This window comes from Streptomyces cyaneofuscatus (assembly GCF_000718135.1).
Lineage (GTDB): Bacteria > Actinomycetota > Actinomycetes > Streptomycetales > Streptomycetaceae > Streptomyces > Streptomyces cyaneofuscatus.
Map to the genome: position 1 here is coordinate 144920 of NZ_JOEM01000003.1, position 22241 is coordinate 167160.

Annotated in this window: 18 protein-coding genes; 7 read left to right on the forward strand and 11 right to left on the reverse strand. The window is 71.2% G+C overall.

Annotated features, from left to right (window positions below):
• Positions 1 to 39: 39 nt before the first annotated feature.
• Together serS and IF17_RS0106160 are read left to right on the forward strand one after the other, a co-directional pair.
• Positions 40 to 1317 carry a serine--tRNA ligase gene (gene serS, locus IF17_RS0106155; protein ID WP_018513723.1) on the forward strand — a complete coding sequence of 426 codons (1278 nt, stop codon included), beginning with the start codon at positions 40 to 42 and terminating at the stop codon, positions 1315 to 1317.
• The gene (locus IF17_RS0106160) at positions 1314 to 2138 is read left to right on the forward strand and encodes an HAD family hydrolase (RefSeq protein WP_030562965.1); all 825 of its coding nucleotides are present in this window, start codon (positions 1314 to 1316) and stop codon (positions 2136 to 2138) included. The genes serS and IF17_RS0106160 overlap by 4 nt, the downstream gene beginning before the upstream one ends.
• A 73-nt stretch (positions 2139 to 2211) precedes the next feature.
• On the opposite strand, the gene IF17_RS0106165 is transcribed toward IF17_RS0106160, so the two are convergent.
• The 5 genes from IF17_RS0106165 to IF17_RS01000000136175 all read right to left on the reverse strand — a co-directional run bounded on the left by IF17_RS0106165 (position 2212) and on the right by IF17_RS01000000136175 (position 6901).
• Positions 2212 to 2919, reverse strand: a complete 708-nt coding sequence (locus IF17_RS0106165) for a hypothetical protein (protein WP_030562967.1) — start codon at positions 2917 to 2919, stop codon at positions 2212 to 2214.
• A gap of 312 nt (positions 2920 to 3231) precedes the next feature.
• Positions 3232 to 3951 carry an ABC transporter permease gene (locus IF17_RS0106170; RefSeq protein WP_018513726.1) on the reverse strand — a complete coding sequence of 240 codons (720 nt, stop codon included), beginning with the start codon at positions 3949 to 3951 and terminating at the stop codon, positions 3232 to 3234.
• Positions 3952 to 3981: 30 nt separating this feature from the next.
• On the reverse strand, positions 3982 to 4893 hold the full coding sequence (locus IF17_RS0106175) for an ABC transporter ATP-binding protein (RefSeq protein WP_030562969.1): 912 nt from the start codon (positions 4891 to 4893) through the stop codon (positions 3982 to 3984).
• Complete coding sequence (locus IF17_RS0106180; RefSeq protein ID WP_030562971.1) at positions 4890 to 5798, reverse strand: ABC transporter permease; 909 nt, start codon at positions 5796 to 5798, stop codon at positions 4890 to 4892. Before IF17_RS0106180 ends, IF17_RS0106175 begins: the two co-directional genes overlap by 4 nt.
• Positions 5795 to 6901, reverse strand: a complete 1107-nt coding sequence (locus IF17_RS01000000136175) for an ABC transporter ATP-binding protein (protein WP_202547837.1) — start codon at positions 6899 to 6901, stop codon at positions 5795 to 5797. The genes IF17_RS0106180 and IF17_RS01000000136175 overlap by 4 nt, the downstream gene beginning before the upstream one ends.
• 199 nt (positions 6902 to 7100) lie before the next feature.
• Between IF17_RS01000000136175 and IF17_RS0106190 the strand changes: the two genes are divergently transcribed.
• The 4 genes from IF17_RS0106190 (at position 7101) to IF17_RS0106205 (ending at position 11407) form a co-directional block, all read left to right on the forward strand.
• The gene (locus tag IF17_RS0106190; RefSeq protein WP_030562973.1) at positions 7101 to 7961 is read left to right on the forward strand and encodes a M24 family metallopeptidase; all 861 of its coding nucleotides are present in this window, start codon (positions 7101 to 7103) and stop codon (positions 7959 to 7961) included.
• Entirely contained in the window at positions 7958 to 9730 is a 1773-nt protein-coding gene (locus IF17_RS0106195; RefSeq protein WP_030562975.1) for an SDR family oxidoreductase, read from the forward strand. Before IF17_RS0106190 ends, IF17_RS0106195 begins: the two co-directional genes overlap by 4 nt.
• Positions 9727 to 10716, forward strand: coding sequence for a MerR family transcriptional regulator (locus tag IF17_RS0106200; protein WP_030562977.1), 990 nt, complete (start codon positions 9727 to 9729; stop codon positions 10714 to 10716). Before IF17_RS0106195 ends, IF17_RS0106200 begins: the two co-directional genes overlap by 4 nt.
• A gap of 148 nt (positions 10717 to 10864) precedes the next feature.
• Positions 10865 to 11407, forward strand: a complete 543-nt coding sequence (locus IF17_RS0106205) for an RNA 2'-phosphotransferase (RefSeq protein WP_030562979.1) — start codon at positions 10865 to 10867, stop codon at positions 11405 to 11407.
• Between the two features lie 13 nt (positions 11408 to 11420).
• Here the strand turns inward: IF17_RS0106205 and IF17_RS0106210 are convergent, their stop codons facing one another.
• Together IF17_RS0106210 and IF17_RS0106215 are read right to left on the reverse strand one after the other, a co-directional pair.
• The gene (locus IF17_RS0106210) at positions 11421 to 12317 is read right to left on the reverse strand and encodes an LLM class flavin-dependent oxidoreductase (RefSeq protein ID WP_030562981.1); all 897 of its coding nucleotides are present in this window, start codon (positions 12315 to 12317) and stop codon (positions 11421 to 11423) included.
• Between the two features lie 10 nt (positions 12318 to 12327).
• Positions 12328 to 13200 (reverse strand): DUF72 domain-containing protein, encoded by an 873-nt coding sequence (locus tag IF17_RS0106215; RefSeq protein ID WP_030562983.1) that lies wholly within the window; start codon positions 13198 to 13200, stop codon positions 12328 to 12330.
• Between the two features lie 155 nt (positions 13201 to 13355).
• Between IF17_RS0106215 and IF17_RS0106220 the strand changes: the two genes are divergently transcribed.
• Positions 13356 to 14201, forward strand: coding sequence for a Cof-type HAD-IIB family hydrolase (locus tag IF17_RS0106220; protein WP_030562985.1), 846 nt, complete (start codon positions 13356 to 13358; stop codon positions 14199 to 14201).
• Positions 14202 to 14240: 39 nt separating this feature from the next.
• Here the strand turns inward: IF17_RS0106220 and IF17_RS0106225 are convergent, their stop codons facing one another.
• The 4 genes from IF17_RS0106225 to IF17_RS0106240 all read right to left on the reverse strand — a co-directional run bounded on the left by IF17_RS0106225 (position 14241) and on the right by IF17_RS0106240 (position 22218).
• Entirely contained in the window at positions 14241 to 15947 is a 1707-nt protein-coding gene (locus IF17_RS0106225; protein WP_030562987.1) for a sensor histidine kinase, read from the reverse strand.
• Positions 15948 to 16014: 67 nt separating this feature from the next.
• Positions 16015 to 19584 (reverse strand): thiol reductant ABC exporter subunit CydD, encoded by a 3570-nt coding sequence (gene cydD / locus IF17_RS0106230; protein ID WP_030562989.1) that lies wholly within the window; start codon positions 19582 to 19584, stop codon positions 16015 to 16017.
• Between the two features lie 102 nt (positions 19585 to 19686).
• Positions 19687 to 20688, reverse strand: a complete 1002-nt coding sequence (cydB, locus tag IF17_RS0106235; RefSeq protein WP_030562991.1) for a cytochrome d ubiquinol oxidase subunit II — start codon at positions 20686 to 20688, stop codon at positions 19687 to 19689.
• Positions 20689 to 20706: 18 nt separating this feature from the next.
• Complete coding sequence (locus IF17_RS0106240) at positions 20707 to 22218, reverse strand: cytochrome ubiquinol oxidase subunit I (protein ID WP_030562993.1); 1512 nt, start codon at positions 22216 to 22218, stop codon at positions 20707 to 20709.
• Positions 22219 to 22241: the final 23 nt, after the last annotated feature.

A 22241-nucleotide genomic window follows, 5' to 3' on the forward strand; every position in this document is an offset into this window, starting at 1 on the left:
GGTTCGAGTGCGAGATCCGCGCACCGGTAGCCTGGAGGGGTGATTGACCTTCGCCTGCTCCGTGAGGACCCCGACCGTGTTCGCGCCTCCCAGCGCGCCCGTGGAGAGGACGTCGCGCTCGTCGACGCCCTGCTCTCCGCCGACGAGCTGCGCAGGTCGTCCGGCGTCCGCTTCGACGAACTCCGCTCCGAGCAGAAGCAGCTCGGCAAGCTGATCCCCAAGGCCACCCCCGAGGAGCGCGCCGAGCTCCTCAAGAAGGCCGATCAGCTCAAGGCCGACGTCAAGGCGGCCGACGCCGCACAGGACGAGGCCGACGCCGAGGCCAAGCGGCTGCTCCTCCAGCTCGGCAACATCGTCCACGAGGACGTGCCGGTCGGCGGCGAGGAGGACTTTGTCGTCCTGGAGACGCACGGCACCATCCGCGACTTCGGCGCCGAGGGCTTCGAGCCCAAGGACCACCTGGAGCTCGGCGAGGCGCTCGGCGCCATCGACATGGAGCGCGGGGCCAAGGTCTCCGGCTCGCGGTTCTACTACCTCACGGGCGTCGGCGCCCTCCTGGAGCTCGCCCTCGTCAACGCGGCGATCGCCCAGGCGACCGAGGCCGGCTTCATCCCGATGCTGACCCCCGCGCTGGTCCGCCCGCGCGCCATGGAGGGTACCGGCTTCCTCGGCCAGGCCGCGGAGAACGTGTACCACCTGGAGAAGGACGACTACTACCTGGTCGGCACCTCGGAGGTGCCGCTCGCCGCGTACCACATGGACGAGATCGTGGAGGCGGACAAGCTGCCCCTGCGCTACGCGGGCTTCTCCCCCTGCTTCCGCCGCGAGGCCGGGACGTACGGCAAGGACACCCGCGGCATCTTCCGCGTCCACCAGTTCGACAAGGTCGAGATGTTCTCGTACGTCGACCCGGCGGACGCCGAGGCCGAGCACCGCAGGCTCCTGGAGTGGGAGAAGCAGTGGCTCACCGGCCTCGAACTGCCCTTCCAGGTCATCGACGTCGCCACCGGTGACCTCGGCGCCTCCGCCTCACGCAAGTTCGACTGCGAGGCGTGGATCCCGACCCAGGGCAAGTACCGCGAGCTGACCTCCGCGTCGAACTGCGACAGCTTCCAGGCCCGCCGCCTCTCCGTCCGGATGCGCGAGGGCAAGAAGGTCCAGCCGCTGGCCACGCTGAACGGCACCCTCTGCGCCGTACCGCGCACCATCGTGGCGCTGCTGGAGAACCACCAGCTGCCCGACGGTTCGGTCCGGGTCCCCGAGGTGCTCCGTCCGTACCTGGGCGGGCGCGAGGTCCTGGAACCGGTCGCCAAGTGACCTTTCCCTTCAAGCTCGTCGCGACCGACCTCGACGGCACCCTGCTGCGCGGGGACGACACGGTCTCCGAGCGCACGCGCGAGGCACTGGGCGCGGCCACGGCGGCCGGTGCCGCGCACATCATCGTCACCGGGCGTTCGGTCCCCTGGACCCGGTACATCCTGGACGACCTGGGCTACGACGGCCTCGCCGTCTGCGGCCAGGGCGCGCAGGTCTACCACGCGGGCGAGCACCGGCTGCTGACCTCGCTGACCCTGGACCGGCAGCTCGCCGGGCTCGCGCTCTCCAAGATCGAGGCGGAGGTCGGTCCACTGGCGCTGGCCGCCAGCCGCGACGGCCTGGAGGGCGAGGTGCTCGTCGGCCCCGGCTACCGGGTGCAGGAGGGACCGCTCCCGTACGTCTTCGTGGACGACGCCTCCGAGATGTGGACCGCCCCGCTGAACAAGGTCTACCTCCAGCACCCGGAGCTCGACGACGACGCTCTTGCCACGGCCGCGCGGTCCGCCGTCGGCAATCTGGTCGACGTGGTCATGGCGGGCCCCGGCGTGGTGGAGATCCTCCCCCTCGGGCTGAGCAAGGCGACCGGCCTCTCGCTGGCCGCCCGCCGGCTCGGGGTGAAGGCCGCCGACACCATCGCCTTCGGTGATATGCCGAACGACATCCCGATGTTCGGCTGGGCGCGGCACGGCGTGGCCATGGCCAACGCCCACGACACCCTGAAGGCCGTGGCGCACGAGATCACCGCGTCCAACGAGCACGACGGCATCGCGGTGGTCCTGGAGGAGCTGCTCCGCACGGGCTCCCTCGCCGCGCCCCACTGACGTAACCCTGCATGTCCGGGCCCTGCCCGCCGCCGCTGAACTCCAGCGACGGCGGGCAGGGCCTTTTCACGGCTCAGCGGCGCCCGGTCCGGCGCCGCAGGTCCTTCAGCTGATGCGCGAAGGCCTCCAGGCGCGCGTCGAAGCGGGCGTCCATCCGTACGACGTCCTGCGACAGGTCCGAAAGCCGCACGCTCATCGCGCCGACCAGCTGCTGCGTCACCTCCACCTTCCGGTCCAGGCTGTCCAGCCGCTCCGACATCCGGCAGAGCACCGGCCCGAGCTCCTGGAGCGCACTGCCGACACCGGCGAGGCAGCTCTCGATCCGGGTGACCCGCACATCGAGCGTGTCGTACTGGGCCCGCAGGGACTCCTCGGCGTCGAGAAGGTAGGTACGGACGCAGCAGGCGATGTCGCTGTCGCGAAGAAGCATGGCGACGTTGAGGACGGTCCGGCGGGTGTACAGGCGCAGTTGCGTGGCCGCCTGTGGATAACTTTCCCCCTCCTCCCCCTTCCATAGCGACATCATGTCGCTATGGAAGGACCGCAGGTCAGCGCCGCGCAGAAGACGCAGACCGTTCTCGGTGAACTCCTCCTGATGGCGATCGGTGAGCCTTCTGACCGAGGCTGTGGATACTTCGAAGTAACGTGCCACGTCCTCTGTGCGAACGTGAATTCCGTCCGGGAGCATGACAAGGCTCTTCACCTTGTCGAGGATGTCGACGCGCCCCATCTGCTCGACGCGCAGCGCGCGCGATTCGAGCAGGGCGACTTCCGTGGGCATGGGCATGCCTTCCGTACGAGGGAATGACAAGGGACGGCCCCTACCCCGGGCTGCAGGGGTGGAGGACGCTCACGGTTGCCACTCACTCGATGACCGGACCGGTGGGCCGAGCCTCACCCGGGTCCGGCACTCCCCGATTTCACGAACGCTACGACGCCACGGATTCCAGTTGCCTCCACGCACCCTGCCCAACGACCCGATAAACGTACGGTTACGCGCACATCTGTCCCGGTCATACGACAACCCCCGCCCTCCGGGGAACAGGGGGCGGGGGTCGCAGGGGATGCCACCGGGATCAGGCCCGGCCAGGGCTCACTCCTCCCCGGCCAGCTTCAGCGCGCGCAGCTTCTGGCCCGCGTACCAGGTGGCGGCCACGGTGACGGCGGCCAGCAGGACCGTCGCGAGCGGCAGCCCCACGTCCGAGGTGACCATGCCCTGGCCGGCCACCTTCTCGGCGACGGCGAGGGACCACTGCTGGACGCTGAGCGTCCGCGCACCCGGCACCAGGCTGCCGAAGAGCGCCTCCCAGACCAGCGCGTACACCAGGCCGATGACCACCGCGTGGCGGCTGACGGTGCCGAGGAGGAGGAACAGCGCGCTGTACGCGATCGAGGCGACGAGCGCCGCGATCGTGTAGGCGATCGCGATCTGCTGCCCGTTGCCGTTCAGGATCAGCCCCGCGAGCAGGGTCGGCAGGGCGGAGAAGACCATGGTCACCGCGATGGCGACGATCAGCTTGGTGAAGATGATCGTGGGGCGCTTCACCGGCTTGGCCAGCAGGTAGACGATCGAGCCGTCGTCGATCTCGGGACCGATCGCACCGGTTCCGGCGATCACCCCGATCAGCGGCACCATCGTGGCGATGGCGAACCCGCCGAGGACGTTGGCGGCGACCTGGTCATCGGCCCCGGCGAACATGCGGACCGCCGCCGCGAGGAGCAGCAGCAGCGCGGGAAGGACGAACAGGATGGCGGCCCGGCGCCGGCCGAGCAGGGCCCGGTAGGTGAGCCGGGCGACTGTGGGGTCGTACATGACGGTGCACAGCTCCTTTCAGGCCACTACTCAGGCCGCTACGAGGTAGGAAAAGACCGATTCGAGGGACTCGTCGGACGGGGAGACGGTCAGCAGCCGGATGCCCTGTTCACGGGCGACCTTCGGCAGCAGTTCGGTGAACCGTCCGAAGTCGACGGCCTGGATCCGCAGGGCCTTCTCCGTCAGGTCGACCTCGATACCGGCCGTCGACGGGTCCGCGATGAGCGCGGCGGCCAGCGCCCGGTCGTCGCTGGAGCGGACCAGGTAGCGGTGCGGCCGGTCCGTCATCAGGCGGCGGATCTTGCGGAAGTCGCCGGAAGCGGCGTGCCGGCCCGCCACGATCACCTCGATGTGCGAGGCCAACTGCTCGACCTCTTCGAGGATGTGCGAGGAGAACAGGACCGTACGGCCCTCGGCCCCCATCCGCCGCAGCAGCTCCATCAGCTGCATCCGCTGCCGCGGGTCCATCCCGTTGAACGGCTCGTCGAGGAGCAGCACCGAGGGCTCGTGGACCAGCGCGGACGCCATCTTCACGCGCTGGCGCATGCCCTTGCTGTACGTGGAGATCTTGCGGTCCTGCGCGTACTCCATCTGGACCGTGGCCAGCGCCCGCTGCGCCTCCGCCCCGCCCAGGCCCTGGAGTTCGGCGTTGGCGACGACGAACTCCTTGCCGGTCAGGAAGTCGTACATCCCTTCCCGCTCCGGGACGATGCCGATCTTCGTGTAGACGCTCTCGTTGCGCCAGATCGGCTGCCCGTCGAGCGTGACCTTCCCCGTCGAGGGGGCGAGGAATCCGCCCATCATGTTGATGAGCGTGGACTTTCCGGCGCCGTTCGGGCCGAGCAGTCCGGTGACCCCGGGGCCCACCGTCATGGAGACGTCGTTGACGGCGACCACATTGCCGAACCAGCGGGAGGTGTGGTCGATCTCGATGGTGGTCACAGCCCGACCCTCCGGTAGCGGCGCATCAGGACGGCGTACGAGCCGGCGACGAGCGCGAGAACAACGAACAGGTAGACCACGCCCGTACCGGCCCCCGGGCCTTCCCCTCCGGGGAAGGCGGAGGTGGCGCCGAGGAACGCGGTCTGTACGCCGTCGATCAGCGTGATCGGCGAGAAGAGGCCCAGCCACTCAACGGCCCCGGGCGAACCGGTCTCCCAGGCGATGGCCTGGACCGTCGAGACGGCACCGTAGGAGATGGTCAGCACCGCGATGACCGCGGCGACGCCGAAGCCCCGGCGCGGGGTCAGGGCGGCCATCACCAGGCCGAGCCCGGCGAACAGCACGGACAGCAGCGCCACCGACACCAGCCCCTGGCCGAACCACTTGGTCTGGTCGACGAAGTCGAACTTCGCGAGCAGAGAACCCACATAGAGGATGAGCAGCGGCGCCCCGGTGAGGATGAAGAGCGCGGACGCGGTGGCGGCGAGCTTCGCCAGCACGTAGTCGGCGCGTTCGATCGGCCGCGAGAAGTACAGGGGGACGCTCTTGAAGCGGAGGTCCCTGGAGACCGCCTGCGGGGCCTGTGCGGCGATGAAGAGGCCGATGACCGCCTGCAGATAGATCGCGTACGACGTGTACTTGATGACGAGTTTGGTGGAGTCCGGCGTGACCATGGAGACGGCCACCAGGATCGCCGCGACCAGGGTCATCACGCCGAACAGCAGCATGGGCAGCACCTTGGACTTGGCGGAACGGCCGAGTCCGAAGGAGCCGCGCAGGGTCTGCGAGTAGAGCGAGCGGCGGGCGTAGGCCCGGCCGAGCCGCCTGCCGTCGTAGGAGCGGTAGCCGATGTTGTGGATCCGGGACGTGTCGCGCCCGGCCGCGGCCTTGGTCTCGGTGCTCATCGCGACCGCTCCCCTTCCTTCTGGTACGGCCCCGGCGTGGCGGCCTGCTGTACGGCACCGGCGGCGGGGGCCGGGACGGTGTGCGCGGCGCCCTGTTCCGTACGGAAGACCTCGGCGATGTGGTGGCGGCGCTGCTCCATGCGGACGAGGCCGAGCCCGAGCCCGGCGACGCTGTCGCGGACCAGGTCGTACGTCTCCTCGCCGGTGGCCTCGACCAGCAGGATGTGGCCCGCGCCCGGCAGCCCTTCCGCGTCGAGACCGTCCTGGCCGACCAGCGCGACGCCGGCCTTCGTGAGGACCTGGCGCAGGGCGTCGGTGCCGTCGGGGTGGGTGTCGCTGTCGGTCACCTCGACCGCGAGGGTGGTGGTGATCTGGGTGAAGTCGCTGGTGGAGCTGGAGCGCAGGAGGGCTCCGCCGTCGATCACGACGACGTGGTCGCAGGTGCGTTCCAGCTCGCCCAGGAGGTGCGAGGTGACCAGGACGGAGATGCCGAAGTCGGTGTGGATGCGGCGGATCAGGCCGAGCATCTCATCGCGGCCGACCGGGTCGAGGCCGTTGGTCGGCTCGTCGAGGAGGACCAGCTGGGGGTCGTGGACCAGGGCCTGGGCCAGCTTCACCCGCTGCTTCATGCCGGTCGAGTAGCCGCCGATGGGGCGGTAGCGCTCCTCGTAGAGGCCGACGTGGCGCAGGGTGTCCGCCGTGCGCTCACGGGCCGCGGTCGGCGGCAGCCCCGACATGCGGGCCATGTGGACGACGAATTCGGTGGCCGACACATCGGGCGGGAGGCAGTCGTGCTCCGGCATGTACCCCACCCGCTCCCGGATGGCGGCACCGCTGGTCGCCACATCGAGCCCGAGCACCGCGGCCCGGCCTTCGGTGGCGGGGGAGAGACCAAGAAGGATCTTGATCAGCGTGGACTTGCCGGCTCCGTTGGAACCCACCAGACCGGTCACACCTGGTCCGATGTCCAACGTGAGCCGGTCGAGCGCGGTCACCCGGGGGAACCGCTTGCTCAGGGCTTCGGTAGCGATAACGGCAGTCACGGATATGACGGTAGTGGCGCGGGCCACAGGGATCGTCAGCCCTGACGGCTGGATCGGCATCAGACTCCAGACGTACGGCCCCGTAGGGGGACCCCGCGGAGGAGGATTTCCGGGCTGCGTCGTCGACCCTGTCCGTCGACCCTGCCCGGAGTTGTCCACAGGCCCGTGCACACCCCTTGACGTAGCCGCTGGACATTGTCACATTCATCAGTGTCACGTTACGGGCACGTACCGCACACGGCAGGGAACGGACGGTGGCATGACCGGCATGACCTCGGCAGTGCAGAACGAAATCTCCCCGGAACTGCGAGGGTTCAGGGAAGTGCAGCGCCTCGCCTACGCCTGCGCCGAGGCTGTCGCCGGTCAGTTCAGATCAGGGGTGACCGAGCGCGAGGCGGCCCGGATGCAGCGGGTGTGGCTGCGGGAGCGGGGCGTGCGGGACTGGTTCCACCTGCCCTTCGCCTGGTTCGGCGACCGGACGGCGTTCGCCGGGTTCAAGGTGCCGCTCCAGTTCTTCCCGACCGACCGGAAGCTGGAGCCGGGCATGCCGTTCATCCTGGACATGGCTCCGGTCTACAAGGGCTACACCGCCGACGTCGGTTACTCGGGCTGTCTCGGCCTCAACCCGCTCCACGACAAGCTCCTTGCCGACCTGGAGGCGCACCGCGAGCTGATCCTGCGGGAGGTGCGGGAGCGCCGTTCGCTGCGCGAGATCTATGAGGACGTCGAACGCCTCATGACCGCCCAGGGATACGCCAACAGGCACCGGGCGTACCCCTTCGGCGTGATCGCGCACAAGGTGGACCGCGTCGCCGAACGGCGTTGGTCCCCCAGTGTGTTCGGGTTCGGCACGCAGTCCCTCAAGGGGCTGGTGAGCGACGCGGTGCACGGCCACCGGGACGGCTGGTCGCCGCTGTGGAGTCCGTACCGCTTCTCCGACCATCCCCCGCAGCCCGGTCTGTGGGCGGTCGAACCCCACCTCGGATTCCGGGGTACGGGCGCGAAGTTCGAGGAGATCCTGGTCGTCACCGACTCCGAGGACCCCGAGCAGAGCGCTTTCTGGCTGGACGACGATCTGCCGCATGTGCGGCGCTGGGCCGAGGAGAAGGTGGCGGCGTGAATCTGCCGGGAGCGCGTGAGCGCCGGGTGCGTACGGGTGGCGTGGAGCTGTGCGTCGCCGAGCTGGGGGACGGGGACCGGCCGACGGTGGTGCTGGTCCACGGGTATCCGGACAGCAAGGAGGTCTGGTCCGAGGTCGCCGTGCGGCTGGCCGAGGAGTGGCATGTCGTGCTCTACGACGTCCGGGGCCACGGCAGGTCGACGGCGCCCAAGCCGCTGCGGGGCGGCTTCACACTGGAGAAGCTGACCGACGACTTCCTCGCGGTGATCGACGCGGTCAGCCCGGACCGGCCGGTCCATGTGGTGGGGCACGACTGGGGGTCCGTGCAGTCCTGGGAGTTCGTCACGGTCGGCCGGACCGAGGGCCGGATCGCTTCCTTCACCTCGATGTCGGGGCCGTCCCTGGACCACTTCGGGCACTGGATCAAGCAGCGGATGACCCGGCCCACCCCGCGCCGGGTCGGTCAACTGCTCGGCCAGGGCGCCAAGTCCTGGTACGTGTACATGCTCCATACGCCGGTGCTGCCGGAGCTGGCCTGGCGCGGCCCCCTCGGCAAGCGGTGGCCCGGGATCCTCCAGCGGCTGGAGAAGGTGCCCGCGGGCGACTACCCGACCGCCTCGCTGCCCGACGACGCCGCCCACGGGGCCTGGCTCTACCGGGACAACGTCCGCGCCCGGCTGGGCAGGCCGCGCGCCGACGCCTACGCCCACGCACCGGTCCAGCTGATCACGCCGACCGGCGACTCCTTCCTCTCCGAGCGGCTCTACGACGACCTGGAGCAGTGGGTCCCCCTTCTGGTACGCCGGTCGCTGCCGGCCAAGCACTGGGTGCCGCGCACCCGGCCCGACCAGCTGGCCGCGTGGATCGGGGAGTTCGCCGCCGCCCATGAGGCGGGCGGCCAGGAGGGGACGCCGGTCCAGCAGCCGGCGGCGCAGGGGCGGTACGCGGAGCGGTTCGGCGGTCAGCTGGTCCTGGTGACGGGCGCCGCCTCCGGGATCGGGCGGGCCACGGCCTTCGCGTTCGCCGAGGCGGGCGCCCGCGTGGTGGCCGTCGACCTCGACGCGGAGGGGGCCGCCAGGACGGCGGAGCTGGCCCGGCTGGTCGGGGCTCCGGCGGCCTGGGGCGAGGCGGTCGACGTCAGCGACGAGGCGGCGGTGGAGAAGCTCGCCGCCAAGGTCGCCGCCGAGTACGGCACCGTCGACGTCCTGGTCAACAACGCCGGGATCGGCCTCTCCGGCTCCTTCCTGGAGACCACGAGCGAGGAGTGGAAGAGGGTCCTCGACGTCAATCTCTGGGGCGTCATCCACGGCTGCCGGATCTTCGGCAAGCAGATGGCCGAACGGGGCCAGGGCGGCCACATCGTCAACACCGCATCGGCCGCCGCCTTTCAACCCTCCCGGGCCCTGCCCGCGTACAGCACGTCGAAGGCGGCCGTGCTGATGCTCAGCGAGTGCCTGCGGGCCGAGCTGGCGGAGAAGTCGATCGGGGTCAGCGCCATCTGCCCCGGCATCGTCAACACCAACATCACCGCCACCTCCCGTTTCGCCGGGACCGACGCGGAGGAGGAGCAGCGGCTGCGGAAGCGGGCCACCCGGCTCTACGGGCGGCGCAACTATCCGCCCGAGAAGGTCGCCGACGCGATCCTGGACGCGGTCGTACGCAACCGGGCCGTGGTGCCGGTGACTCCCGAGGCGCGCGGTGCCCGGTTGCTCTCCCGGGTCAGCCCCGGTGCGCTGCGACGGCTCGCCCGGCTGAAGCCGCCGCTGTGAGCGGGCGCGAGACGGGCGCGGGCTCCGGACCGGAGCTCGCGGCGGCGGGGGGCCGGAGCGCCACCGAGTACCGGATCGAGGACCTCGCCCACGCCAGCGGGGCGACGGTGCGCACGATCAGGGCGTACCAGGACCGGGGGCTGCTGCCGACGCCCGAGCGGCGCGGGCGGGCCAATGTGTACGGGGAGGCGCATCTGGCCCGGCTCCTCCAGATCGCGGACCTGCTGGAGCGCGGCTACACCCTGGCCAGCATCAAGGAGTTGCTGGAGGCGTGGGACGCGGGGCGGGGGCTGGGCGGGGTGCTCGGCCTGGTCGCCGAGGTGCACGGGCCCTGGACCGACGAGGAGGCCGACCGGATCACCCGCGAGGAGCTGGACGCGAGGTTCGGCGGCTCGCAGGACGACGAGGCGATCGCCGAGGCGGTGGAACTCGGGGTGCTGGAGCGCGTCCCGGGCAAGCCCGACGAGTTCCTCGTACCGAGCCCGCAAGAGCTGGCGGTGGCCGTCGAGTTGCACGCGGCCGGTGTCCCCCTGCTCGCGATCTCCGGGCATCTCAAGGAACTTCGCGGCCAGGTCGAGCACATAGCCTCCCGTTTCCTCGAGTTCACCACCGAGCACGTCTTCGCCCGCTATCTCGGACACCGGCCGCCCACCGACTCCGACGCGGCCGAGGCGGCGTCGATGGTGCGCCGGCTGCGGCCGCTCGCGCAGCAGACGGTGGACGCCGAACTGGCGCGCGCGATGCGGATGTTCGCCACCCGGCACCTTCATCACCACCTCGGCTCGCCGGAGAGCGCCATCGAGGGGAGCGAGACCCGCCCGGTGCTGCTGCCGGCGAGGACAACGCAGGCCGTGCAGGATCTTGTTGGCGCCGACCAGGTGGCGGCCTTCGTCGCCGCGGCTGCCGAACGGGAGGTGCAGGCGCGCACATTGGACATTCTTGCCTCATCTCACTCAATAGCCAATAAAGTTGACGAAAAGGGTTAAACGGTAAGCCCGTTGTCCACAGAACCGTCAAATAGCCTGTGGATAACTAGAGTTGGCTGTGGATCAAACATGGGTGCGGAGAAAGACGAAAAGAATCCTGTAAGAAATCCGGATGCAGCGATGAACGGCCCACGGGCACTCTGGCAGGATGGACGAACGCCGCACCGTCAAGGTGTCCAAGTACCTCTCGAAGCATCTGCGCCATGAGCCGGAGCGCATCGGCATCACCCTCGACGACAACGGCTGGGTGGACGTGGAGACGCTGCTGGGCGCGGCGGCCCGGCACGGTTTCGCCATCACCCGCGCCGAGCTCGACCATGTGGTCGCCGCCAACGACAAGCGCCGCTTCACGGTGGACGGCGGCCGCATCCGGGCCAACCAGGGCCACACCGTCACCGTGGACCTGGACCTGCCGCCCGCGGAGCCGCCGGCGTACCTCTACCACGGCACGGTGGCCCGGGTGCTGGACGCGATCCGGGCCGAGGGCCTGCGCCCCATGGCCCGCCACCACGTCCACCTCTCCCCCGACCGCGAGACGGCCACCCGGGTCGGCGCCCGGCGCGGCCGCCCCCTGCTCCTCACCGTGGACGCGGGCGCCATGCACCGCGCCGGCCATGTGTTCCGGGTCAGCGCCAACGGGGTCTGGCTCGCCGACGCCGTGCCGCCGGAGTTCCTGCTGCTCAGGGAGTGAGGCCTCCCGGCCGTCAGGCCAGCTGGGCGGGCGCCTCCGTCGCGATGCGCTCGTAGACCGCCGGATCGATGTCGAAGTCGGAGTCCGGGATCGGGGCGTGGACGGCGATCTCGGTGAAGCCGAGCTCGCCGTGGCGGCCCGCGAAGTCGACGAAGGCGTCCACCGACTGCATCGGGGCGTTGCGGTCGGGCGTGAACCCGGTGAGCAGGATCCGGTCCAGCTCCGAGGCGTCCCGGCCGACCTCCTCACAGGCGGCGGCGAGCTTCTTGCTCTGCTCCCGGAGGGCCTCCACCGACTGCTCGGGAGTGCCGGTCTCGTACAGCTTCGGGTCGCCGGTGGTGACCCACGCCTGCCCGTACCTGGCGGCCAGCTTCAGACCGCGCGGCCCGGTAGCGGCGACCGCGAAGGGCAGCCGGGGGCGCTGGACGCAGCCCGGGATGTTGCGGGCCTCCAGGGCGGAGTAGTACGTCCCCTGCTGGGTCACCGCGTCCTCGGTGAGCAGGCGGTCCAGGAGCGGAACGAACTCGCCGAACCGGTCGGCCCGCTCCCTCGGGGTCCACGCCTCCTGCCCCAGCGCGGTGGCGTCGAACCCGCTGCCCCCGGCACCGACTCCGAGGGTGATCCGGCCACCGGAGATGTCGTCCAGGGAGATCAGCTCCTTGGCCAGCGTCACGGGGTGGCGGAAGTTCGGCGAGGTGACCAGCGTGCCGAGGCGCATCCGCCGGGTGGCGGTCGCGGCGGCGGTGAGCGTGGGGAGCGCACCGAACCACGTCCGGTCCCGGAAGGACCGCCATGAGAGGTGGTCGTAGGTGTAGGCGGTGTGGAAACCCAGCTCCTCGGCGTGCACCCACGCGTCGCGGCCCCCTTCGTGCCAGCGGTCGATCGGCAGGATCACAGTGCTCAGTCGCATGAGGACGACCCTACGAGAAGCCGAGGAGGTGGCGCATCGCCTCCGCCGCCCGGACTGCGGCGTCACCGCAGCAGTTGTTGAACAGCACGTGGACCTCCCGCGCCTGCTCGGCCGCCGCGCGGATGCGCGGTACCCACTCGGTGAGTTCCTCCGGCGTGTAGGTGTGCCGGAACCGCTCCTCCTTGGTGCCGGTTCCCCAGGCGGTGCTGCGGCCGTGGAACCGCACCAGCGCGAGCGCCGGGGTGGTGACCCGCACGAGCGGTGGTACGGAGGTGGGCAGCGTCTGCACCATGTCCACGGCCACGGCGGTCGCGTCCAGCTCCGTCAGCAGCGCGGTCGTCGCGTCGAGGTGCTCCTCGCGCCACCAGTCCGGATGCCGGAACTCCATGGCCACCGGCCAGCCCGCCGCGCGCTCGCGGCACCGGCGCAGGAACTCCACCGCCGGCCGGCCCGGCCGGAGCCCGGGCGGGAACTGGAACACCAGCGTCCCCAGCCGGCCGGAGGCCCGCAGCGGTTCGAGGGCCGCGCTGTACCGGTCCCAGACCTCGTCGAGGAGCCCGGGATCCACAGCATCCCGACCCGCCCCCCGTACGAGGGCCGGCCGCAGGTCGGCGGGGAGCGCCTGGGGCCGGGTCGGATGTCCGGTGAGCAGGGAGAACGCCTTCACGTCGAACCGGAAGACCGCAGGCGTGCGGTCCGCCCACAGCAGACTGTTGCGGGTGGAAGGCAGTCCGTAATAGGTGGAGTCCACCTCTGCCACGGGGAACTGCTCCGCGTAGTGGCGCAGTCTGCCTTCGGCATCGCGTCGGCCCGGCGGATACCAGCCGCCGGCCACCAGCGCCTTGTCCGTCCACGAACAGGTTCCGACCCGGATCTCTCCCATCCCGCCCGCCTTCCCCGAGGGCGCCGGTGGACTCGTCGAGTCCTCCGAAAATCCTTTGGCATATGCCTGGGGAATGTTCCGCAGCTCAGGGGCGCGCCCACTCAAATGTGCGCCCCTCCGCACGCACGTGCACCCCGGTGGGCGAGAATGGCGGGGTGACCTCAGCTACCGATGCGCCTCTGCCTGCCGTGACCCGGCTGATCGCGACCGACCTCGACGGCACCCTGCTGCGTGACGACAAGACGCTCTCCGCGCGCACCGTCGCGGCGCTCGGCGCGGCCGAGGAGGCCGGGATCGAGGTCTTCTTCGTCACCGGCAGGCCGGCCCGCTGGATGGGCGTCGTCAGCGACCATGTGCAGGGCCACGGGCTGGCGATCTGCGCGAACGGCGCCGTGGTCACCGATCTGCGGGCGGACCGCGAGCTGATCACCGTACGGGCGCTGGAGCGCGAGGCCGCCCTGCACGTCGTGCACACCCTGCGCGACGCCGCCCCCGGCACCTCCTTCGCCGTCGAGCTGACCACCGGCATCAACTACGAGCCGTCCTACCCGCCCTTCCACCTGGACCCGGGCGCCACGGTCGCCATCGCGGAGAAGCTGCTGCACGAGGACGTACCGGGCGACGGCGCCCCCGTCCTCAAACTCCTCGCCCACCACACCGAGATGCCCCCGGACGCCTTCCTCGCCCTGGCCCGTACGGCGGCCGGGGAGCGGGCCTCCATCACCCGGTCCAGCCCCTCCGCGCTCCTGGAGGTCAGCGGGCTCGGGGTCTCCAAGGCCAGTACGCTCGCCGCCTGTTGCGACGAGCGCGGCATCTCCGCCGCCGAGGTGGTCGCCTTCGGCGACATGCCGAACGACGTCGAGATGCTCGGCTGGGCCGGTACCTCGTACGCGATGGGCAACGCCCACCCCGCCGCGCTTGCCGCCGCTTCAGGGCAGACCCTCACCAACGAGGAGGACGGCGTGGCCGTGGTCATCGAGCGGATCCTCGCCACCCGCTGACCACGCGCGTCGCCCGGCTCACAGCGGCTCCCCTGAAGCTCACAGCGGCGCCTCCCACACCACCGTCGTACCGCCCCCGTCCTCCCCGATGCCCGGGCCGAACCAGCTCGCCCCGCCCAGCGACTCGGCCCGGCGCGCCAGATTGCGCAGACCGCTGCGGCGGCCACCCTCCGGGATGCCCACCCCGTCGTCGGACACCGTCAGCCGCACCGCGGCCCGGCCGTCCGGCAGCACCGCCGTGGCGTCGACGACCACGTCGATCACCGAGGCTCCGGCGTGCCGGAACGCGTTGGACAGGGCCTCGCGGAGCGCGGCGACGAGGTTCTTGCCGGTCAGCTCGCCGACGAGCGCGTCCACAGCGCCCAGGAAGCGGTGCGAGGGCTTGAAGCCGAGCGGGACCGCCGCCATGTTGATCTCCCGCAGGACGCGGGTGCGGAGCCCCGAAGGGGCCTCGGCCGGTTCCTGCTGGAGCGCGAAGATGGCCGTACGGATCTCCTGGATGGTCACGTCCAGCTCGTCGACCGCCCGGCCCACCCCGGTCCGCACCTCGGGGACCACCGACCTGCGCTGGGCGCTCTCCAGCATCATCCCGGTGGCGAACAGCCGCTGGATGACGAGGTCGTGGAGGTCGCGGGCGATCCGGTCCCGGTCCTCGTAGACCGCGAGCCGCTCCCGGTCGCGCTGCGCCTCGGCCATCATCAGTGCGAGGGCTGCCTGCGAGGCGAACTGGGTGGCCAGCGTCCGCTCGGCCCGGCTGAACGGGCGCGCCCCCCGCGCCCGGGGAGTGGCCAGGGCGCCGAGCACCCGGCCGCCGCTCTGCAGCGGCAGCAGCATGCTGGGCCCGAACCGGCCGGCCAGCCTGGTGACCATCCGGCTGTCGGTGGCCGAGTCGTCGATGAAGACCGCCTCGCCCGCCAGCAGCTTCGCCACCACCGTGGAGCGGGCCGGGATGATCACCCCGAGCGAGTCCGAGGGGTCGTCGGCGGAGACGGCGACGATCTCCAGACCGCCGTCCTCCGTGGGCAGCAGCACGATCCCGGCCGCCGAATCGGCGAGGTGGCGGGCCTGCTCGGCGACGACGGAGAGCGCGTCGTCGGCATCGCCGCCCGAGAGGAGGGCGGTGGTCACCGCCACTGAGCCGTCGATCCAGCGCTCCCGCTGGCGGGCCGCCTCGTACAGCCGGGCGTTGCCGATGGCGATCCCGGCCTCGGTGGCGAGCACCCGCACCATGTGCAGGTCGTAGTCACTGAACTCGCCGCCGTCCCGCTTCTCGGTCAGGTAGAGGTTGCCGAAGACCTCCCCCTGGACCCGGATGGGCACGCCGAGGAAGCTCCGCATCCGGGGGTGGCCCGCCGGGAATCCTGCGGACCGGGGATCGCTGCTCAGATCCGCCAGCCGTACGGGGTCGGGGTCGTGGATCAGCGCCCCCAGCAGGCCCCGGTGGCCGTCGGGTCTGCGCCCGATCGCCCGGGCCACATCGTCCGGGACCCCGTGGGTGACGAAGTCGGAGAGCCCCTCGCCCGCCTCGTCGACGACGCCGATGGCGGCGTACCGGGCATGGGCGAGCTCGGCCGCGGTCGCACAGATGCGGTCCAGGGTGGAGTGCAGCTCCAGCCCCGTGCCGACCGAACGCATCGCCTCCAGGAGCTGCGGGACCCGGGCGGTGAGCTCGGCGGAGAGGCCCTGCAGGCTGCGGGCGGCCTCGGTGGCGGCATCGAGTGAGTCCTGCGGGTCCGGCTCTGCCATGACCTGAGCCTAGTTAGTGGCGATAGGGGAGGAAAGTCGGGTTTCTCTCCCCAGGCCCCCACGGGGCTCACACCGCCACCGTCTCCGCCTCCCGCTCCAGCATCCGGCGCAACGGACCCTCCTCGGCGGCGAGCTCCGCGTACGGGCCGCGCTGCGCCACCCGGCCCGCGTCCAGCACCAGCACCTCGTCCACCGCCTCGACCCCGGCCAGGCGGTGGGTGATCAGGACGGTCGTCCGCCCTTCGGTCGCCGCCAGCAGGTCGGCGGTGAGCGCGTCGGCGGTCGCCAGGTCGAGGTGCTCGGCCGGCTCGTCCAGGACCAGGACCGGGAAGTCGGCCAGCAGCGCCCGGGCCAGGGCGAGGCGCTGGCGCTGGCCCCCGGAGAGCCGGGCGCCGTGCTCGCCCACCGGGGTGTCGAGCCCCTCCGGCAGGGAGCGGACCCACTCCAGCAGCCGGGCCCGGGCGAGCGCGTCGTCCAGCTCGGCGTCGGTCGCCCCGGTGCGGGCGAGGCGCAGGTTCTCCCGGATGGAGCTGTCGAAAACGTGGGCGTCCTGGGCGCACAGGCCGACGGAGCGCCGTACGGTGTCGCCGTCCAGGGCGTCCGCCCGTACACCGCCGAGGCTGTACGTCCCCGAGGACGCGTCCAGGAAGCGGAGGAGGACCTGCGCGAGCGTCGTCTTGCCGGAGCCGGAGGGGCCGACGACCGCGATCCGGCGGCCGGGCACCAAGGTGAGGTCGAGCGATGCGAGGGCGTCGCGGCCGGCCCCCGGGTAGCGGGCCGACAGACCCCGCACCTCCAGCGGGAACGGCGAGGCGGGCGCATCGGCCGGGGCCACGGGCTCCTGTACGGGGACGGGGGCGTCGAGCACCTCGTACACCCGCTCGGCGCTCCGCAGGACCCGCTGGCGGTACTGCACCGCGAGCGGCATCCCGGTGACGGCCTCGAAGGCGGCGAGCGGGGTGAGCACCACCACCGCGAGCGCGACGCCGCTCAGGCGCCCGTCGTTCACGGCGGGGACGGCGACGGACGCGGCGGCCACCACCGTCAGCCCGCAGACCAGGGCGGAGAGCCCGCCGCCCAGGGCCGTCGCGGTGGCCGCGCGGGAGGCGATCCGGGTCAGCAGGGTGTCGGCGGCCCGCATGTGGGCCTGCCGGGCCGGGAGCGCCCCGGCGACGGTCAGCTCGGCCGTGCCGCCGAGGAGATCGGTGACCCGGGTGGCCAGGGCGGCCCGGGCGGGCGCCAGCTGACGCTCCGTACGGTGGGCGACTCCACCGCTGACCAGCGGTACCCCGACCCCGGCGACCAGCAGCCCGACCGCCAGGATCACGCCCGCCTCGGGCAGCAGCCAGCCGGTGAACCCGGCGGCGGCCACGGAGACCGTGAGCGCGGTCCCGGCGGGCAGCAGCCAGCGCAGCCAGTAGTCCTGGAGCGCGTCCACATCGGCGACGAGCCGGGAGAGCAGGTCGCCCCGGCGCACCGTGCGCAGCCCGGCGGGCGCGACACGTTCGAGGCCCCGGTAGACCGCCACCCGGAGTTCGGCGAGCAGCTTGAGCACGGCGTCGTGGGAGACGAGGCGCTCCGCGTACCGGAAGACCGCCCGGCCGATGCCGAAGGCGCGCGTCGCGGTGACGGCCATCATCAGGTAGAGCACCGGCGGCTGTTCGGAGGCGCGGGAGATCAGCCAGCCGGAGACGGCCATGAGCCCCACGGCCGACCCCACGGCGAGGCTGCCCAGCAGCAGCGCCAGGGCGAGCTGTCCGCGCTGCGCACCCGCCGCCTCCCGGACCCGCGCGAGGACCCGTCCGGGGCGGGCGTCGGTCTCCCGCAGGACGTCGGCCGCGGCCTCCCGTACGCCCCCTTCCCGTATGTCCCCGGCCTCCAGCAGGTCCGCCGCCGCCAGCACATCCCCGGGGCGCCGCCCGTCCAGCGGCTCACCACCGGCAAGGGGCTGCGGAACGGGCAGTCCGGGCGCGGCGATCGTGGCCGGCCCCTGGGCCTCCGCCGGCCGCGGCTCCAGCGTCACCACCCGGTCCGCCACCGCCAGCAGCGCCGGGCGGTGGACGACCAGCAGCACGGTCCGGCCCGCCGCCAGCCTCCGTACGGCCTCGACGATCCCCGCCTCCGTCTCGCCGTCCAGGCTCGCGGTCGGCTCGTCCAGGAGCAGCAGCGGCCGGTCGGCCAGGAACGCGCGGGCCAGGGCGAGGCGCTGGCGCTGACCGGCGGAGAGCCCGGCCCCGTCCTCGCCCAGCAGGGTCCGCTCCCCGTCGGGCAGCTCCGCGACGAAGTCGTACGCCCCCGCGTCCCGCAGCGCCGCCACCACCGCCTCGTCGTCGGCGTCGGGCCGGGCGAGGCGGACGTTCTCCGCGATCGTGCCCGCGAAGAGGTGCGGGCGCTGCGGGACCCAGGCGATCCGGCTCCGCCAGCGCTCCGGGTCCAGCTCCGCGAGGTCCCGGCCGCCGACCCGGACGCGCCCTTCGTCGGGTACGGCGAACCTCAGGACCACGTTGAGCAAGGTGGACTTGCCGACGCCGCTCGGGCCGACCAGGGCGACGGTCTCCCCCGGTTCGACGGTGAGGGACGCGGCGGCCAGCGACGGGTCGGTGCGCCCCTCGTGGCGTACGGTCACACCCTCCAGCTCCAGGCGCGTCGAGTCCGGGACATCCTCGGTGCCCGCTGCCCGGGGCTCGGTCTCCAGGACCGCGAAGATCTCCTCGGCGGCCGACAGTCCCTCCGCCGCCGCGTGGTACTGCGCTCCGACCTGCCGGATCGGCAGATATGCCTCCGGGGCCAGGATCAGGACCACCAGGCCGGTGTAGAGGTCGAGTTCCCCGTGGACGAGCCGCATGCCGATGGTCACGGCGACCAGGGCGACCGACAGGGTCGCGAGCAGCTCCAGGGCGAACGAGGAGAGGAAGGCGATCCGCAGGGTGCGCAGGGTGGCCCGGCGGTACTGCGTGGTGATGGTGCGGATCGATTCGGCCTGGGCCTTGGCGCGGCCGAAGACCTTGAGCGTCGGCAGCCCGGCGACGACGTCCAGGAAGTGACCGGAGAGCCGGGAGAGCAGCTGCCACTGCCGGTCCATCCGGGACTGGGTGGCCCAGCCGATCAGGATCATGAAGAGGGGGATGAGGGGCAGCGTGACCACGATGATCGCCGCCGAGACCCAGTCCTCGGTGACGATCCGGGCCAGCACCGCCACCGGCACGACGACCGCGAGCCCGAGCTGCGGCAGATAGCGCGCGAAGTAGTCGTCGAGCGCGTCGACCCCGCGGGTCGCCAGCGCCACCAGGGAGCCGGTGCGCTGCCCGCTCAGCCAGCCGGGGCCCAGGAGCGCGGCCCGCTCCAGGAGCCGGCCGCGCAGCTCGGACTTGACCGCCGCGCTCGCCCGGTGGGCCGCCAGCTCGGTGAGCCAGGCGACCAGGGCGCGGCCGACGGCGACCGCCGCGAGCAGGAGCAGCGGAGTGCGGAGCTCGGTGACCGTGAGCCCGTCCTCGAACCCGCCCACCACGATCTCCGCGATGAGCATCGCCTGGGCGATCACCAGCGCGGCGCCGACCAGGCCGAGGGCCACCACGGCCGCCAGGAAGAAACGGGTGGCCCGGGCGTACCGCAGCAGACGCGGATCGATCGGTTTCACGTGAAACATCCCCCAGCAGCGGGATCGTCGGGATCAGCAGGGTCAACCAGGCGAGCCGGGCCGTGTTTCACGTGAAACACGGCCCGTCGGGGCCGGTGCGGATCAGTGCGCGTCGGCGATGTGCTGGGTGCCGATCCGCTTGCGGAACACCCAGTACGTCCAGCTCTGGTACAGCAGCACCATCGGTGTGGCGATGCCGGCGCACCAGGTCATGATCTTCAGTGTGTACGGCGTGGACGAGGCGTTGGTGACCGTCAGGCTCCACGCGTCGTTCAGCGAGGACGGCATGACGTTCGGGAAGAGCGTCAGGAACAGCATCCCCACCGCCGCCACGATCGTCAGCCCCGAGAACGCGAACGACCAGCCCTCGCGCCCCCTGGCGATGGCGCCGATCGCCGCCACCAGCGCCACCACCGCCACGATCAGCGCCACCAGGCTCCAGCGGTCACCGCTCGCGGCCTGGGTCCAGAGCAGGAAGCCCAGCGCGAGCACCGCCGTGGCCAGCCCCAGCTTCAGGGCCAGCGAACGGGCCCGGACCCGGATGTCCCCGGCCGTCTTGAGCGCGGCGAACACCGCACCGTGGAAGGTGAAGAGGAAGAGCGTGACGAGCCCGCCGAGGATCGCGTACGGGTTCAGCAGGTCGAAGAAGGTGCCGACGTACTCCATGTCGGCGTCGATCTTCACGCCGCGCACGATGTTCCCGAACGCCACGCCCCAGAGGATGGCGGGGATCAGCGAGGTCCAGAAGATCGCGTTCTCCCAGTTGGTCTGCCACCGCTCCCCGGTCCGCTTGGCGCGGTACTCGAAGGCGACCCCGCGCACGATCAGGCAGAGCAGGATGATCAGCAGCGGCAGGTAGAAGCCGGAGAACAGGGTGGCGTACCACTCGGGGAAGGCCGCGAAGGTCGCGCCGCCCGCGCTGAGCAGCCAGACCTCGTTGCCGTCCCAGACGGGCCCGATCGTGTTGATGAGGACCCGCCGCTCCTTGCGGTCGCGGGCGAGCAGCTTGGTGAGGACCCCGATGCCGAAGTCGAATCCCTCCAGGAAGAAGTAGCCGATCCAGAGGACGGCGATGAGCACGAACCAGATGTCGTGGAGTTCCATCTCTCAGCTCCTGTGCTCTCAGTACGAGAAGGCCATGGGCCGGTCGGCGTCTTCGTCGTCGTGGCCGTTGATCCGGGTGGGCGGGTTGAGGTCGGATTCGGTGAGCTCCGGCGGCCCGGCCTTGATGTACTTCACGAGCAGCTTGACCTCGATGACCGCGAGCACGGCGTAGAGGAGGGTGAAGAAGATCATCGAGGTGAGGATCTCGCCCTGCGATACGCCGGGGGAGACCCCGTCGCGGGTCTGGAGGACCCCGTAGACCACCCACGGCTGGCGGCCCATCTCGGTGAAGATCCAGCCCCAGGAGTTGGCGATGAGCGGGAAGAGCAGGGTCCAGAGCGCGGTGAGCCAGTAGAGCTTGGTGAACTTCGGACTGAGCGCCTTGTTCCGGAAGAGGACCAGGTTCGGCACTTCGTCCTCGCCGGTCCGCAGCGCCGGTGGCAGCAGGAACTTCCGCCGGGTCAGCCAGAGCCCCAGGATGCCGAGGCCGAAGGAGGCCATCCCGAACCCGATCATCCAGCGGAAGCTCCAGAACGCGACCGGGATGTTGGGCCGGTAGTCGCCGGGGCCGTACTTCTCCTCCTGCGCCTTGTTGATGTCGTTGATGCCCGGGACGTAGGAGTTCGGGTCGTTGTCGGCGAGGAAGGAGAGCACCCCGGGGAGCGAGATCTCGACGGAGTTGTGGCCTTCGCTGACGTCCCCGTACGCGAAGATCGAGAAGGGCGCGCGCTCCTGGCCGTCCCAGAGCGCCTCGGCGGCGGCCATCTTCATCGGCTGCTGGCGGAACATCACCTTGGCCAGCTGGTCGCCGCTGACGGCGGTGAGCAGTCCGGCGATGACGACCGTGACCAGCCCCAGCCGCAGGGAGGTCCGCATCACCGGGATGTGCTTCTTGCGCGCCAGGTGGAAGGCGGCGATCCCGACCATGAAGGCCCCGCCGACCAGGAAGGCCGCCGTGATGGTGTGGAAGAACTGCGTCACCGCGGTGTCCTGGGTGAGCACCTTCCAGAAGTCGGTGAGCTCGGCGCGGCCGCGCTCCTCGTTGATGCGGTAGCCGACCGGGTGCTGCATCCAGGAGTTGGCCGCCAGGATGAAGTAGGCGGAGAGGATCGTGCCGAGCGAGACCATCCACATGCAGGCGAGGTGGATCTTCTTCGGCAGCCGGTCCCAGCCGAAGATCCACAGTCCGATGAAGGTGGACTCGAAGAAGAAGGCGATCAGCGCCTCGAAGGCGAGCGGAGCGCCGAAGACGTCACCGACGAAGCGCGAGTAGTCCGACCAGTTCATGCCGAACTGGAACTCCTGGACGATGCCCGTCACGACGCCCATGGCGATGTTGATCAGGAACAGCTTGCCCCAGAACTTGGTCGCCCTGAGGTACTTCTCGTTGTCCGTCCGCACCCAGGCGGTCTGCAGGCCGGCGGTGAGCGCGGCGAGCGAGATCGTCAGCGGAACGAAGAGGAAGTGGTAGACGGTGGTGATGCCGAACTGCCAACGCGCCAGGGTCTCCGGCGCCAGAGCGAGGTCCACGTCGTCTTTCTCCTTACGTCGCC

Excerpts from the sequence above, each read along its gene's own strand:
- IF17_RS0106165 (WP_030562967.1), bottom strand. The coding sequence starts at position 2,919 with ATGCCCACGGAAGTCGCCCTGCTCGAATCGCGCGCGCTGCGCGTCGAG.
- IF17_RS0106170 (WP_018513726.1), bottom strand. The coding sequence starts at position 3,951 with ATGTACGACCCCACAGTCGCCCGGCTCACCTACCGGGCCCTGCTCGGC.
- IF17_RS0106180 (WP_030562971.1), bottom strand. The coding sequence starts at position 5,798 with ATGAGCACCGAGACCAAGGCCGCGGCCGGGCGCGACACGTCCCGGATC.
- IF17_RS01000000136175 (WP_202547837.1), bottom strand. The coding sequence starts at position 6,901 with ATGCCGATCCAGCCGTCAGGGCTGACGATCCCTGTGGCCCGCGCCACT.
- IF17_RS0106190 (WP_030562973.1), top strand. The coding sequence starts at position 7,101 with ATGACCGGCATGACCTCGGCAGTGCAGAACGAAATCTCCCCGGAACTG.
- IF17_RS0106205 (WP_030562979.1), top strand. The coding sequence starts at position 10,865 with ATGGACGAACGCCGCACCGTCAAGGTGTCCAAGTACCTCTCGAAGCAT.
- IF17_RS0106210 (WP_030562981.1), bottom strand. The coding sequence starts at position 12,317 with ATGCGACTGAGCACTGTGATCCTGCCGATCGACCGCTGGCACGAAGGG.
- IF17_RS0106215 (WP_030562983.1), bottom strand. The coding sequence starts at position 13,200 with ATGGGAGAGATCCGGGTCGGAACCTGTTCGTGGACGGACAAGGCGCTG.
- IF17_RS0106225 (WP_030562987.1), bottom strand. The coding sequence starts at position 15,947 with ATGGCAGAGCCGGACCCGCAGGACTCACTCGATGCCGCCACCGAGGCC.
- cydB (WP_030562991.1), bottom strand. The coding sequence starts at position 20,688 with ATGGAACTCCACGACATCTGGTTCGTGCTCATCGCCGTCCTCTGGATC.